At 73.3% G+C, this 14,181-nt stretch carries 10 protein-coding genes; 2 read left to right on the forward strand and 8 right to left on the reverse strand.

Annotated elements, in window-relative coordinates:
• Positions 1 to 75: 75 nt before the first annotated feature.
• The 4 genes from BS83_RS22360 to BS83_RS22375 all read right to left on the reverse strand — a co-directional run bounded on the left by BS83_RS22360 (position 76) and on the right by BS83_RS22375 (position 4,206).
• Positions 76 to 873: a GntR family transcriptional regulator gene (locus tag BS83_RS22360; RefSeq protein WP_037605351.1), complete on the reverse strand. Its 798-nt coding sequence runs from the start codon at positions 871 to 873 to the stop codon at positions 76 to 78.
• Positions 870 to 1,694, reverse strand: coding sequence for a class E sortase (locus BS83_RS22365; protein WP_051943617.1), 825 nt, complete (start codon positions 1,692 to 1,694; stop codon positions 870 to 872). Before BS83_RS22365 ends, BS83_RS22360 begins: the two co-directional genes overlap by 4 nt.
• Before the next feature lie 46 nt (positions 1,695 to 1,740).
• Positions 1,741 to 2,790 (reverse strand): adenosine deaminase, encoded by a 1,050-nt coding sequence (locus tag BS83_RS22370; RefSeq protein WP_037605352.1) that lies wholly within the window; start codon positions 2,788 to 2,790, stop codon positions 1,741 to 1,743.
• A gap of 102 nt (positions 2,791 to 2,892) precedes the next feature.
• On the reverse strand, positions 2,893 to 4,206 hold the full coding sequence (locus BS83_RS22375; protein WP_408641029.1) for a DUF445 domain-containing protein: 1,314 nt from the start codon (positions 4,204 to 4,206) through the stop codon (positions 2,893 to 2,895).
• A gap of 79 nt (positions 4,207 to 4,285) precedes the next feature.
• Here BS83_RS22375 and BS83_RS22380 point away from each other — a divergent pair, with 79 nt between their 5' ends.
• Both BS83_RS22380 and BS83_RS22385 read left to right on the forward strand, forming a co-directional pair.
• On the forward strand, positions 4,286 to 5,506 hold the full coding sequence (locus BS83_RS22380; protein WP_084713861.1) for an aminotransferase class V-fold PLP-dependent enzyme: 1,221 nt from the start codon (positions 4,286 to 4,288) through the stop codon (positions 5,504 to 5,506).
• A 120-nt stretch (positions 5,507 to 5,626) separates the two neighbouring features.
• Positions 5,627 to 7,780, forward strand: coding sequence for an alpha-galactosidase (locus BS83_RS22385; RefSeq protein WP_037605354.1), 2,154 nt, complete (start codon positions 5,627 to 5,629; stop codon positions 7,778 to 7,780).
• Here BS83_RS22385 and BS83_RS22390 read toward each other — a convergent pair whose 3' ends face one another.
• From BS83_RS22390 to BS83_RS22405, 4 genes are all read right to left on the reverse strand, one after another.
• Positions 7,781 to 10,102, reverse strand: coding sequence for an ATP-binding protein (locus BS83_RS22390; RefSeq protein WP_157597280.1), 2,322 nt, complete (start codon positions 10,100 to 10,102; stop codon positions 7,781 to 7,783). It lies immediately after the preceding gene.
• Between the two features lie 318 nt (positions 10,103 to 10,420).
• Positions 10,421 to 11,995, reverse strand: a complete 1,575-nt coding sequence (locus BS83_RS22395; RefSeq protein ID WP_063774381.1) for a beta-N-acetylhexosaminidase — start codon at positions 11,993 to 11,995, stop codon at positions 10,421 to 10,423.
• A gap of 49 nt (positions 11,996 to 12,044) precedes the next feature.
• Positions 12,045 to 13,100 (reverse strand): LppU/SCO3897 family protein, encoded by a 1,056-nt coding sequence (locus tag BS83_RS47710; protein WP_051943624.1) that lies wholly within the window; start codon positions 13,098 to 13,100, stop codon positions 12,045 to 12,047.
• Positions 13,101 to 13,188: 88 nt separating this feature from the next.
• The gene (locus BS83_RS22405; protein WP_037605355.1) at positions 13,189 to 14,181 is read right to left on the reverse strand and encodes an ABC transporter ATP-binding protein; all 993 of its coding nucleotides are present in this window, start codon (positions 14,179 to 14,181) and stop codon (positions 13,189 to 13,191) included.

A 14,181-nucleotide genomic window follows, 5' to 3' on the forward strand; every position in this document is an offset into this window, starting at 1 on the left:
GAACAGCGGCGGCATGTTTGGACTAGACCCGTTACCGATCCGTTATCGAATTGCCCACGGGTCGGCCCTCTGACCTCAGTCGGCCGCCCCGGTGGTGAGCTCGGTCGAGAAGCTGAAGCGGTCGCCCCGGTACAGCGTCCGGACCCGCTCGAAGGGCCGCCCGGTCACGTCCCAGCTCCTGCGGTGAAGCAGCAGCATGGGCAGTGCCGGCGGCGTGCCGATCAGCAGCGCCTCGCGCGGGGTGGCCAGGACGGTCTCGATCCGCTCCTCGCCGCCGCCGGAGACCAGACCCCCGGCCTCGCGGGCGTAGGCGTAGAACGACCCCGCCGGGTCGAAGTCCTCGTCCATCCTGGGCAGCAGCGCGGTCGGCGCATAGGTGCTCTCCAGGCCGACCCGCTCGTCGTCGACCAGCAGCACGCGCTCCAGATGCCAGACGAAGTCCCCCCGCTCGACGCCGAGTTCGCCGGCCGCCGCGGCGTCGGCGGCGAAGCGTTCGAGGCCGATCAGCCGACGTCCCGGCACATGGCCGCGCCGCCGGACGCCCTCGGTGTAACTGCCGAGCGAGAGCGGCTGCTCGATCTTGGGACCGGCGACGACCGTTCCGCGCCCCTGGCGGCGGACCCGGCCCTCCAGCAGCAGCTCGCGCAGCGCCAGTCGGAGCGTCTCGCGGGCGACGCCGTAGCGCTCGGCCAGCTCACGCTCGGCGGGAAGCACCGCCCCCTCCCCCAACTCGTCGAGCAGTTCCGCGAGCTGAGCTTTGGCCAGGTAGTACTTCGGCATCCGGCCGTGCTCGGGGATGCCCGCCCTGACCGGCGCGCCGGGCGAGTGCGACGCGCGGGACGGACGCGGGGCCTGCGAAGGTGGTGGACTCACGCCCCCACGGTAGCCGGACGCGGCTGCTCGCCGACGAGATGTCCCCAGGCCACCATCCGGTACAGGGAGGTGAAGGCCGGGGTGCAGGTGGTCAGCGTGAGGTAGCTGCCGGGTGCGCGGTAACCGTAGGCGGCCTCGGAGTGGAACGCGCTGTAGGGCTCGGGCAGGATCACCGCGCCGTCCGTCGGCTCGGTCTGCGGCAGGATCGAGTCGATCCGGTAGACGTAGTCCCAGCCGGAGACCTCGACGATCACGACGTCGCCCACCGAGAGCCGGTCCAGGTGGCGGAAGGGCTCGCCGTGGGTGTTCCGGTGGCCCGCGACGGCGAAGTTCCCCTGCTGCCCCGGCATCGCGGTGCCCGGATAGTGACCGATGTAGCCGTGGTTGAGCACCGCGTACTTGTCGACGCCCTCGGCGACGGGGAAGACCACGCCGATGCTCGGGATCCTGAGCACCGCGAAGGCGGTCAGGTCCCTGGCCATGCTGTCGATGCCGCTCCCGCCGCCGGATCCCCCGTCCGATCCCCCGCCGGAGTTCCAGCCCGACCCCCCGCCGCCTCGGCCCGTGCCCGCGGCCGCCGCCCCCGGCGAGGCGGGAGCCCCGTCGGCCGGCGTGGGGGCGCCCCCGGCGGAGGCGCGGGCCTGGGCGTCCCACTGCCGCTCCAGCGTCGCGACGGTCTGCGTGGCGTTGGCGTCGGCGGCGCGATTGGTCCACCACAGCTCGTAGCCCGCCAGCAGCACCACGACCAGGCCGACGGTGACGGCCAGCTCGCCGAAGAGAATGAGACCGCGGCGCAGTCCCCACAGCCACCGCGGTCCCATTCCTGCCCCCAGGCGTCTCGGTCACATCCTCTGACGCCGCGTCAGATTACGCTCCGGCGCGCCACCCCGCCAGATGCGCGTCGATCTCGCCGAGCAGCACGGCCTTGCCCGTCTCGTCCTGGAACGAGGAGCGGACCGCCTGCTTCGCCAATTCCGCGACGCCCGCCTCGTCCAGGCCCAGCAGCCTGGCGGCGACCTCGTACTCCTGGTTCAGGTCGGTGCCGAACATCGGCGGGTCGTCGCTGTTGATCGTGACGACCAGACCGGCGTCGACCATCTGCCGGATCGGGTGCTCCTCCATCCGCTCGACCACGCGGGTCGCGATGTTCGAGGTCGGGCAGACCTCCAGCGGGATGCGGTGCTCGCCCAGGTGGTCGACCAGCGCGGGATCCTTGACCGCCTGCGTCCCGTGCCCGATCCGCTCCGCGCCCAGGTGGCGCAGGGCGTCCCAGACCGTCTCCGGCCCGGTGCTCTCCCCCGCGTGCGGGACGCTGTGCAGTCCGGCGGCGCGGGCCCGGTCGAAGTAGGGCTGGAACTGCGGCCGCGGCACGCCGATCTCCGGACCGCCGAGACCGAAGCTGACCAGGCCGTCCGGTCGCAGCCCGAGCGCGAGCCGCTCGGTGACCTCGGCGGACTCGAGCCCGGCCTCACCGGGGATGTCGAAGCACCAGCGCAGCGTGACGCCCAGCTCCTTCTCGGCGGCGTGGCGCGCGTCCTCGATGGCCTCCATGAAGGCCTCCCCGGGGATGCCCCGGCGTACCGAGCTGTACGGGGTCACCGTCAGCTCCGCGTAGCGGATGTTCTGGCGGGCCATGTCCTCGGCGACGCCGTAGGTCAGCGCGCGGACGTCCTCCGCGTCGCGGATCAGGTCGACGACGGACAGGTAGACCTCGATGAAGTGGGCGAAGTCGGTGAACTCGAAGTACTTCGCCAGCTCCGCCGGATCGGCGGGCACGTTCGTGTGCCCCTGGTACCGCGCCGCCAGTCCGGCGACCACATGCGGCGACGCCGAGCCGACGTGGTGCACGTGCAGCTCGGCCTTGGGCAGGCCGGCGATGAAGGCCCGGAGGGATCCGTCAACAGCGTTCGCAGTCATCCCCCCAGCCTCTCACGCGGCACGTCCGACCCTCCGGACCACCCGCGCCGCCTTCCCGCTGCGCCGACGGCCTCGACCGCCCACCGGCGCCGTGCCCGGCGCTCAGACCAGTGTGGAGACCGTGTGGATCAGCAGGCCGGCGATCGCGCCGACGACGGTGCCGTTGATGCGGATGAACTGGAGGTCGCGGCCGACGTTCGCCTCGATCTTGCGGGAGGCGTCGTCGGCGTCCCAGCCGGCCACGGTCTCCGAGATCAGCGAGGTGATCTCGCCGCGGTAGGTGTCGACCACGTACTCCGCCGCGTCCTCCAGCCAGCCGTCGACCTTGGCCTGCATCCGCGGGTCCTCGGCCAGGCGGGAGCCGAAGCTGCGGACGCCGTCGCGCATGCGGACCCGCAGCTGGCTCTGCTCGTCCTCCGCCGCCTCCAGGACCATGGCGCGCACCGCGCTCCACGCCGAGGCGATCAGGTCCTGGACTTCGGAGCGGGCCAGCAGGTCCGCCTTGGCCCGCTCGATGCGGCTGATGGTCTCCGGGTCGTCGCGCAGCTCCGTGGCGAAGTCGGCGAGGAAGCTGTCCACCGCGCCGCGGGCCGCATGGCCGGGGTCGTCGCGGACCTCGGTCGCGAAGCGCAGCAGTTCCTTGTGGACGCGCACGCCGATCTGGTTGTCGATGAATCTGGGGGTCCAGCCCGGCGCCTCCTCGGAGATCGTCCGGACGACCTGCTCACGATGCTCCACCAGCCAGTCGTGGGCGCGGATCACGCACAGGTCGACCACGCCGCGGTGGCCGCCCTCGTCGACGATGCGGGCCAGCATCCGGCCTATCGGCTGGGCGATCGGCTGCGCCGCTGCCCGACGGGTGACCGCCTCGCCGACGACGGCCTGGACGTCCTCGTCGCGCAGCACCGCCAGCGCGCCGCGGAGCGCGGCGGAGGCCTCCCTGGTGACCTTCTCCGCACTGCCGGGCGCGGAGAGCCACAGACCGACGCGTCGCCCGACGCCGAGCGCGGCGAGCCGGGCCCGGACGACCTCGACCGAGAGGAAGTTCTCGCCGACGAAGGTGCCGAGGCTGACGCCGAAGGCGTCCTTCTTGGTGGGGATGATCGCCGTGTGCGGGATCGGCAGCCCGAGCGGACGCCGGAACAGCGCGGTCACCGCGAACCAGTCGGCCAGCGCGCCGACCATGCCGGCCTCCGCCGCGGCCTGCACGTACCCGGCCCAGGAGCCCGCCCCCGAGCGCTGCGCCCAGGTGGTCAGGACGTAGACGACGGTCGCCGCGACCAGGAACCCGGTCGCGATGGTCTTCATACGCCGCACGCCACGCCGTTTCACCTCGTCGGAGGCGGTGTAGCGCACCGCGCCCGCCCCGGCTGGCATACGGTTTCCCCGCGCGTCGGACGCTTCTTTCGGCTTCATCGGGAGCGTTTCCACGGAGCAAGTGTCACCCGGCCGTCGGCAAAACGGTCGAACCGTCGGAGAGATCTCGGGGAGATCCATGTCCAGGCCCGCGAGCGCCGCCCGGTCCGCCGCCCATTCCGCCCCGCTGTCGGGGGGCCTGTCGGGCGGCGCGTCCGGCGCCCCGTCGGACAGCGTGTCCGGCGGTCTGTCCGGGTACGGCGAGCACTTCGTCGAGCCCGACGGCTATCTGGACTTCGCCCGCTTCGGCCCGCCCTCCACCGACGTGCTCGACACGACCCGCCGGCTGCAGGAGCAGAGCGCCCGCGCCGGGGCGGACACCGTCGACGAGCTGATGCGGCAGGAGCTCCGGGGCCGCCAGGCCGCCGCGCGACTGCTGGGCGGCGTGCCGGTGGACGCGGTGGCGCTGCTGCCGAACGCCAGCACCGGCCTCTTCCACGCCGCCTTCGGCCTGCCGCGGGGCACCGTGCTGGTGCCGGCCGGGGAGTTCCCCTCGAACGCCTATCCGTGGCTGCGCGCCGCGCAGCTGGGCCGGGTCAGGCCGGTGCCGCTGGAGCCCGACGCGCTGGGCCGGGTGACGCCGGATCTGGTCCGGCAGGCGCTGACGACCGAGACCGTGGCCGTCGCGCTCTCCGCCGTCGACTTCCGCACCGGTTACCGCGCCGATCTCGCCGCGATCCGTGAGGTGATCGGCCCGGACCGGCTCCTCGTCGTGGACGCGATCCAGGGGATGGGCGTGACGCAGCTGCCCTGGGCCGCCGCCGACCTCCTGGTGACCGGCGGTCAGAAGTGGCTGCGCGGCGGCTGGTCCACCGGCTTCCTCTACGCCTCACCACTGGCCCTGGAGCGCCTGGAACCGACCCTCACCGGGTGGACCGGCGTCGCGGACGCGGGCCTGTTCGACGGCCGGGAGCACCGCCCGGCGCCCGGCGCCGGGCGCTTCTCGCTGACCAACCTCAGCCCGGTGGCGGCGGGCGGCTTCGCCGCGGCGCTGGAGCTGGTGCTGCAGGTCGGCGTGGACCGGGTGCAGGCGCACGTCGCGCTGCGCACCGCGCAGCTGATCGACACGGTCCGCAGCGTGGGCGGGCTGGTCCTGTCGCCGGAGGCGGAGCAGGAGCGGGCCGGCATCGTCGCGTTCACGATGCCCCGCGCGGATCCGGCCGTGGTCGCCGAGCACCTGGCGAAGCACGGCGTCACCGCGACGGCTCGCCCGGACCAGCTGCGGCTCTCGGCGCACGCGTCGACCACCCTCGCCACCGTCGACCTGGTGCACCGGGCGCTGTCCTGCCTCCCGGTCTGACCGCCTTCCGGTCCGACGGCCTCCGGGCGCAGATGCGTCCCGCCCCCTAGGCGATCGCGCACGCCCGCCCTACGCTCAGAACCGAACACGGCCAAACAACTTCCCACAGCGAGGACGGCCATGTCTGGTTCTGCCGCCATAGCCCACGACCCCGCCACCCGGACCTGGCTCCTGACGACGCGTGCGACCTGCTACGCCCTCCGCGTCGCCGAGCACGGTGTCCCGCTCCACGTCCACTGGGGCGGCCCGCTCTCCCTCGCCCAGGCGGTCGAGCTGCCGCCGAGCGGCGTCGGCCCGCGCAGCAGCTTCGAGGGCTTCGGCATCGGCGAGGAGCTGACCGTCGACGGCGGAAACCGCTACGGCCCCCCAGCCCTGCGGGTCCGCTTCGCCGACGGCACCCGGGCGCTCACCTGGCAGGCCGCCGGCCACGAGCAGCCCGATCCGGCCACCCTGCTGCTGCACTTCACCGACTCGCACTACCCGCTGCGCACCACACTCGGCTACCGGGTCCACGCCGGGACCGACGTGATCGAACGCTGGACCGCCCTCACCCACACCGGCACCGCCGACGAGATCGTCCTGGTCCGCGCGGACTCCGCGACGCTCTCCCTGCCCCCGCGCGACGACTACCGGCTCAGCCACGCCGTCGGCCTGTGGGCCGCCGAAACGCAGCTGAAGCGGGATCCGCTGCCCTTCGGCGAGACCGTGCTCACCAGCCGCACCGGCACCACCAGCCACCAGGCCCAGCCCTGGGTGATCCTCGACGCGGGCGACGCGGACGGCGGCTGGGCCGACGAGACGCACGGCCAGGTCTGGAGCGCGGCCCTCGCCTGGAGCGGGTCCTGGCAGCTGACCCTGCACCACACCCCCGACAACCGGCTCTCGCTCAACGCGGGCGCGGGCCACGACGCGGTCACGGTCGCCCTGCGCCCCGGCGAGACCCACACCACCCCGTCCCTCCTCACCCTGCACACCCCCGACGGCGGCTTCGGCGGCCTCAGCCGCGCCTGGCACGCGCACCTGCGCACGGCGGTGCTGCCGCACCCGGAGGAGACCCGACCGGTGCTCTACAACTCCTGGGAGGCCACCGGCTTCTCGGTCACCCTGGAGAACCAGTCCCGGCTCGCGGCCCACGCGGCGGCGCTCGGCGTCGAACTCTTCGTCATGGACGACGGCTGGTTCGGCGGCCGTCGCGACGACCACGCGGGCCTCGGCGACTGGACCCCCCACCCCGGCGCGTTCCCCGACGGCCTGCGCCCGCTGGCGGACGAGGTGCACCGGCTCGGCATGGCCTTCGGGTTGTGGGTGGAACCGGAGATGGTCAACCCGGACAGCGAGCTGTACCGGGCCCGACCGGACTGGGTGCTGCACTTCCCGCACCGCGACCGCACCGAGCTGCGTCACCAGCTCGTCCTCAACTTCGCCCGCCCCGACGTCGCGGAGTGGGCCCACGGCTGGCTGACCCGGCTGGTCGCCGAGAACGACGTCGACTACCTCAAGTGGGACATGAACCGCCCGTTCTCCGAGGCCGGTTGGCCGGACGAGCCGAGCGGCCGCAGCGACCGGCTCTGGTTCGACCACGTCCGCTCCTACCACTCCGTCCTGGACCGGCTGCGGGCCGACCACCCGCGGCTGCGGATCGAGGCCTGCAGCGGCGGTGGCGGCCGCGTCGACCCCGCGGTGCTGGCCCGCACCGACCAGGTCTGGATCTCCGACAACACCGACGCCGCGGACCGGCTGGTCATCCAGCACGGCTACACGCAGATCTACCCGGCCCGGACGATGGCGGCCTGGGTCACCGACGTGCCCAACCAGCAGACGGGCCGCTCGATCCCGCTGCGGTTCCGCTTCCACAGCGCGATGAGCGGAGTGCTCGGCCTCGGCGGCGACCTGACGCGCTGGCAGCCGGCGGAGCTGAAGGAGGCGGAGCAGCTGATCGCCGAGTACAAGGCCGTGCGGCACGTGATCCAGCACGGCGAGCTCTTCCGGCTGCGCCCGCCGGGCGATCTGCAGGCCCTGTCCGCCGTCCAGTACGTCACGCCGGACGCCTCGGAGTCGGTCGTCCTCGCCTGGCTCCCACAGCCCCGCTTCGGCCTCCCCCCAGCCCCGCTCCGCCTCTCCGGCCTGCCCCCCGAGTCCCGCTACCGCGACCTGCGCACCGGCGCCCTCCACCACGCCCGCAACCTCACCGAACGTGGCCTCGACCTCGCCCTTCCGCCCACGGACTGGGCCAGCACCCTGGTCCACCTGGTCCGGGTCCAGGACCCTTCGTAGTCAGCCCTTCCCCAGCCGGGCGCGCACGTCGGCGGCCTCGGGTGCGTCGAGCTCCTCGTAGATCGTCAGCGCGTCGGCCAGGGCCTCCCTGGCCGCGCCGGTGTCGCCGAGGCCCTCGTGGGCGCGGGCCAGCCAACTCAGGGCGTTGGCCTCGTCCTGGCGGGAGCCGGCCTCGCGCAGCAGCGCCAGGGACTCGGTCAGATGCTCGGCCGCCTCCGTGAAGCGGCCGAGCCGGATGTTCGTGTCCCCGACGTTGGACTGGAGGACGCCCACGTACAGCGGGCTGTCAAGGGTGCGGGCGTGGGTCAGGGCCTCGGTGTAGGTGTCCAGCGCCTCCAGGTCGCGGCCGGTCTCCTCCAGCATGATGCCGAGGTTGCACAGGGTGATGGTCATCGAGCGCACGTTGCCGTGCCGCCGGTTCAGCTCCAGACTCGCCTTCAGCGACCTCTCGGCCAGCGCGAAGTCACGGGTGAAGTTGCCGACCACCCCCAGGTTGCTCAGCGACATCGCCTCCAGCGCCGGATCGTCGAGCTCGCGGCCCAGCTCGACCGCTTCGAGGTAGAGCGGCTTCGACTCGTCGTAGGCCCCGCGCTCGTCCCTGAGGGTTCCCAGGCCGTTGAGCAGCCGTCCGGTCCAGGCCAGGTCGCCCACCGCACGCGCCGCGGCCAGTCCCGCCTCGCCGCTGACCTGCCACGGTTCCCAGTCGCGTCGCAGCCGGTAACAGCCCATCAGTGCCACGGACAGCCTCAGGCAGAGCTCGTGGCGTGCCGTGACCGCGGCGCGGTCGACGACGGCGGACAGATTGTCCCGCTGGCCGTCGTACCACTCCAGGGCGGCCGCGCCGGAGGCGAAGGTCAGCGGCTCGGGCTCGCCCGGCAGCGTCGGCAGGGTCGGCGGCAGCGGTCGCGGCTCGACCGCCCGCGAGGCGCTCTCGGCCGTGTGCAGGTACCAGCCGAGCAGGCGGTCCTGGGCCGCCTCCCGGTCGCGTCCGGGCTCGTCGGTCTCCGCGCGGCGGGCCGCGTAGGCGCGCAGCAGGTCGTGCAGGGCGTAGCTGTCCTGGCCCAGCTCCTGGACCAGGTGCTCGTCGAGGAGCAGTTCCAGTGCGGCCGCCGCCTCCGGCTCGGGGACCCCGGCCAGGGCGGCCGCCGCTCGGGCGGTGAAGCTGTGGCCCGGCTGCAGGCCCAGCAGGCGGAAGAGGCGGGCGGTGTCGGCGGGAAGGCCGTCGTGGGACAGGTCGAACGCCGTCCACAGATGGCGGTTGCGGGGTGCGACCGAATGGGCGCCGTCCTGGCGCAGCAGCCGGGCGACGTGCTCCAGGGTCCAGGTCGGTCTGGAGCGCAGCCTGGCGGCGACGAGCGAGACCGCGAGCGGCAGTTGTCCGCACAGGGCGGCGATCTCGGCCGCCGCGCCCGGTTCCGCACCGACCCGGTCGGCCCCGGCGATCCGGGAGAGCAGATCCAGTGCCTCGCCCGGCGCGAACACGTCCAGCACGTGCAGGGCCGCGCCGTCCAGGGCGGCCAGGCTGCGTCTGCTGGTGACCAGCACCAGGCAGGTGGGGGTGGCCGGGATCAGGTCGCGCACCTGCTCCTCGCCGGCCGCGTTGTCGAGCAGCAGCAGCACGTCCCTGCCGTGGATCCGGTCGCGGAACATCGCCGCCCGCTCGTCCAGCCCCTGCGGGACCTGCTGCGGCGGCACACCCAGCTGCCGCAGCAGGCCGTCCAGCACGTCCGCGGGGTCGGCGGGCGGGTGCTCGGGGTCGAACCCGCGCAGGTTCACGTAGAGCTGCATCTCGCGGTAGCGGCCGGCCCGCACCAGGGCGTGGGCCGCGTGGACGGCCAACTGGGTCTTGCCGACGCCGCCCATGCCCTCGATCGCGGAGACGACCACGGTGGTCGCCGGCCCGTCTCCGGCCGGCGCGCACTCCTCCAGAAGCCGCTTCAGCTCCTCCTCGCGCCCGGTGAAGGTGGCCAGGTCCGCCGGCAACTGGCGCAGCACCCCCGCGGAGCCTCCGGTTCTCGTCGGCCCGTGGACCCTGACGCAGGCCTCGCGCCAGCGGGGAACGTCGGCCTCCGGCACGTCCAGCGCCCGGACGATCGCCAGCACCAGGTCGAGGTCCAGGCGCCGTCGGCCCTCCTTGAAGGCGTCGACGACCGTGAACGGCGAGACCTCCCGCGCGGGCCGCATCAGCGGACCGACCCGCTTGGCCAGCGCCCGGTAGGAGGGCAGGCCGGCCCAGGCGCGCAGTTCGCCCAGCAGGGCGACGAATGCGGCCATGTCGGTGGCCGCTCCAGGATCCGGCGCTGTCGCTCGCTGCTCGTCCACGGCGGTTCCGTTCCCTGTCGTCGTGCCCCTGACAGGGATCAGTCTAGGAGCAACGGGTGTGTGGGCTTGTGTGGGAAACGCGACGTCGCACGGCAGCCGGTGGCAGGGTGGTCCTGCCGCTTCGCGCGACCGGTCGACGCGGCAGCCGGCGGGGGAAACGCGCCGCCAACGGGGACGACGTCCAGCCAGGTTCGGCGTGTTGTCGCAGCTCGTCACGGTCGCGCAGGTCGGCTACGGGGGTGCCGGCCTCGGTCGCTGGACCGGGGCCGTCGGGCCGGGCCGCTCCCCACAGCGGGAGCGGCCCGGCCCGTCGCCGTTCTACCCCTGCTTCCAGGGAACACCGGACGCGAGCGTGTAGGTCCAGCCCTGCGCGGCCCACAGCGGGGCCTGCGCGGCCAGCCGGACCCGGAAGTCGGACCAGGTCCGCGACACCTGCGGGGTCCAGGCGACCTCCGCCAGCGCGGGGATCCGCGGCAGTTCCATGATCTGCAGGTCGGAGTCCGAGGAGAGCGTCTCGGTCCACAGCAGCGCCTCGACGCCGGCGACCGCGTCGGCGGGAACGCCCGGCACGACCGCGTCCGGGTTCCAGTCGTAGGCCTGCTCGACGCTCACGTAGCCGGCCCAGTGCAGGCCCAGCGCCGTCGTCCCGTCGTACTTCTGGTCCACGTAGGCGTGCTCGGCGGGCGACATGACGACCTTCGCGCCGCGGTCCGCCGCCGCCGCGACGCCGGCCTGCAGCTGCGGGGTCGTCTGGAACGGCGGATGCCAGACCTGGACCACGTCCGGGCCGGTCGGGGCGGCCTCGTCCCAGGCCTCGACCTGCTTGCCGTGCGCGTGGCCGATCGCGATCGCCCGGGTGACGAACGCGCGGTACTCGCTCTCGGAGAGCGTCTTCGCCTCGTCGCCGCCGATGTGGAGGACCGGCCCCGGGGTCAGCTTCGCCAGCTCCCCGATGACGTCGTCGACGAACCGGTACGTCGACTCCTTCGTCGTGCAGACACGACTGAAGCCCACGTCGATGCCCGTGTACGGCGCGGGCGCCGGGTCACCGGGGCAGGCCAGCTCGGGATAGGAGTCGATCGCCGCGTTGCTGTGGCCGGGGAGGTCGATCTCGGGGACGACGGTGATGTGGCGCGCCGCCGCGTAGTCCACGATCGCCGTGTAGTCGCCGGCGGTGTAGAAGCCGCCCTGGCCGCCGCCGACCGCGGTCGCACCGCCGACGGCGGTCAGCTGCGGGCGGCTGCTGATCGCGAGGCGCCAGCCCTGGTCGTCCGTCAGGTGCAGGTGCAAGTGGTTGAACTTGTACATGGCCAGCAGGTCGACGTAGCTCTCGACGGAGGCCACCGAGAAGAAGTGCCGGGCCACGTCGAGGCCGCCGCCCCGGTAGGCGTAGCGCGGCCGGTCCTTGACGGTCACGGCCGGCACCGTGCCGGCGCCGGCCGCCGGGAGGAGCTGACGCAGCGTCTGGCCGCCGTAGAACAGTCCGGCGCCGTCCGCGGCCGTGATCACCACGCCGGAGGGGCCGGAGGTGAGCCGGTAGCCCTCCGACCCGGTCCCGGCCGCAGGGTCCAGCCGGAACGTGATGCCCGCGCCGGGCGTGCCCGAGGGGCTCGCGGTCGGCAGGTGCAGCTCCCAGGCCATCAGCTTCGCGGTCGTCCCGGCCTCCGGGCCGCCCTCGGCGAGGACCGGGGTGGACGCCGTGACCACGAAGCCCGCGCCCCGGCCCGGCGTCATCTCGACCGGCCGGGGCACGACGGACAGCGCCGACGCCGCGGATCCGCGGCCGTCCCCGGCGCCGTTCCCCCCGCCCGAGGAGCATCCGGTCGCGACCAGTGCCAGCACCCCGGCCGCGACACACGCGCGACCGATCCCCCGCCCCAAGATCCCCGTCATGGGGACATGCTGGCACTTGGTCTGGACCAATTTCAATCGATCGGCCCGATCAGCCGGCGTACTCCTTCAGGCAGAGCACGAAGTCGTTGCCGACCTCGGTGTGGGTGAAGCTCTGCGTCGTGTCCGAGGAGCAGCCCGTGTCCGAGGTGGTGTCGGTCAGCTTCTGCATCACCTGGTAGGTGCCGGACCCGCAGGTGACGATCTCCAGGTCGGGCAGGCTGTCGGTGCCGTAGTTCTTGACGCAGTCGCCGACGACCGCACTGTCGCCGGAGTTGGGGCCGGACGTCGCCGGGTCCGTGGGCGTCGTGCCGTCGGTCGGGCTGTCGGTCACCACCGGGTAGGTGCCGCCGCCGTACGGGTCGGAGTTGTCGCTGGAGTTGGAGCTGGTGGCGATGGCGACCACGAGCAGCACCAAGGCCAGGACCGGGAGCAGGAAGCCCAGCGCCTGCGGGCGCTGCAGCAGCGGCTTGCCCGGGTTCATCGGCGGGCCCGGCGGGTTGGGCGCGGGCTCGGGCAGCGCCTTGATCTTGCTGAAGGCGAAGAGGTTGATGAACAGGGTGATCGGTGTGATCAGCGAGGAGCCGTAGCCCCACCACCCCTGCACCAGCGTCTGTGCGGACATGTCGCGGACCGCAGCGGTGCCGCAGGTCTTGCAGAACGGGCCCGGCAGCCGCCGGAAGTACATCATGATGATCAGGCCGCGGTGCGCCCGCACGGTCGTGTTGACCGCAGGAAAGCCGCCGCAGAAACGGCAGGTGACGCCGTTGGGCGCGGGCATGTTCCACTCCGCCGGCGCCATCGGCTGCGGCGGGCCTGGCTGCTGCGGGAAGCCGTACCCCGCCTGCTGCGGCGGCGCCTGGTCCTGCGGGTAGCCGTACCCGGGCTGCGGCGGGACGGGCGGCGCGACCGGCGCGGAGGGCTGCTGCGCGTACGGGTTGCCCTGCAGCGGCATCTGGTCGGCGTAGGGGTTCGGCGCCGGCTGCCCGTAGCCCGGCGCGGGCTGGCCGTACGGGCCGGGCTGGGCGGGCTGGTACGGGTTCGGCTGCCCGTACGGGTTGCCGGGACCGGGCGGCTGCGGCGGTGTGGCCAAGAGGATGTCCCCCATCGAACGGATGTCGCTACATGTCTGACGCTCTCGAACATGCGGACCTTATCCGTTCCTTACCACGCCCCGCAGACCGCCCCCTGCCCCGTCAGCCGCCGACCGCCGCCTCCCTCGGCGCGTCCGCGGACGTCTCCGCGTACATCCGGGCGATGACGTCCTCGATCTCCGGCTCACGCACCGACAGATCCCGCAGCTCGTAACGGCTCGCGACCGCGGCCACCAGCGGCGCGGCGCTCGCCGCCGCGGGGAAGGCGAGCCACTGCCGGCTTCCCTCCACCCGCACCACCCGCGCGCCGGGCAGGTCGATCGGCGGGGCCTCCAGCTCCAGGTCCACGACGAGGGTGCGCTCGCTGCGGCCGTGGTCGTGCAGTCCGTCCAGACCGCCGTCGTAGACGACACGGCCGTGGTCGATGACCATGACCCGCGAGCAGAGCTGCTCGATGTCGGTCAGGTCGTGCGTGGTCAGCAGCACCGTCGTGCCCTGCTCCGCGTTGACCTGGGCCAGGAACTCGCGCACCCGGCGCTTGCTGACCACGTCCAGCCCGATGGTCGGCTCGTCCAGGTAGAGCACCTCGGGTTCGTGCAGCAGCGCCGCCGCGATGTCCCCACGCATCCGCTGGCCGAGCGAGAGCTGCCGTACCGGCACCTCCAGCAGCGGGCCGAGCTCCAGCAGTTCGACGCAGCGCTCGAGATTGCGCGCGTAGGCCGCGTCGGGGATCCGGTAGATGCGGCGGGCCAGTTCGTAGGAGTCGCGCAGCGGCAGGTCCCACCACAGGGTGGTGCGCTGCCCGAAGACGACGCCCATCCGCTGGGCCAGCCGCACGCGTTCGCGCACCGGATCCGCGCCGGCGACGCGCAGTCGGCCACTGCTCGGCAGCAGGATGCCGGTGAGCATCTTGATGGTCGTCGACTTGCCGGCCCCGTTGGGCCCGATGTAGCCGACCATCTCGCCGCGGTCCACCCGGAAGTCCAGGCCCGCGACGGCGTCCACCCGAACCCTCGTCCGCCGCAGCCGGCCCGCGCGGCGGCGGACGACGAAGCTCTTGGTGACGCCCTCGACCTCGATCAGTGCCTCGCTCAT

Origin of the sequence: Streptacidiphilus rugosus AM-16 (assembly GCF_000744655.1) — a bacterium.
GTDB classification, from domain to species: Bacteria; Actinomycetota; Actinomycetes; order Streptomycetales; family Streptomycetaceae; genus Streptacidiphilus; species Streptacidiphilus rugosus.

What these genes read in the sequence shown, in the direction of transcription:
- BS83_RS22365 (WP_051943617.1), bottom strand. Translation starts at nt 1,694, where the DNA reads ATGGGACCGCGGTGGCTGTGGGGACTGCGCCGCGGTCTCATTCTCTTC.
- BS83_RS22370 (WP_037605352.1), bottom strand. Translation starts at nt 2,790, where the DNA reads ATGACTGCGAACGCTGTTGACGGATCCCTCCGGGCCTTCATCGCCGGC.
- BS83_RS22375 (WP_408641029.1), bottom strand. Translation starts at nt 4,206, where the DNA reads ATGAAGCCGAAAGAAGCGTCCGACGCGCGGGGAAACCGTATGCCAGCC.
- BS83_RS22380 (WP_084713861.1), top strand. Translation starts at nt 4,286, where the DNA reads ATGTCCAGGCCCGCGAGCGCCGCCCGGTCCGCCGCCCATTCCGCCCCG.
- BS83_RS22385 (WP_037605354.1), top strand. Translation starts at nt 5,627, where the DNA reads ATGTCTGGTTCTGCCGCCATAGCCCACGACCCCGCCACCCGGACCTGG.
- BS83_RS22395 (WP_063774381.1), bottom strand. Translation starts at nt 11,995, where the DNA reads ATGACGGGGATCTTGGGGCGGGGGATCGGTCGCGCGTGTGTCGCGGCC.
- BS83_RS47710 (WP_051943624.1), bottom strand. Translation starts at nt 13,100, where the DNA reads ATGGGGGACATCCTCTTGGCCACACCGCCGCAGCCGCCCGGTCCCGGC.
- BS83_RS22405 (WP_037605355.1), bottom strand. Translation starts at nt 14,181, where the DNA reads ATGAGCGAGGCACTGATCGAGGTCGAGGGCGTCACCAAGAGCTTCGTC.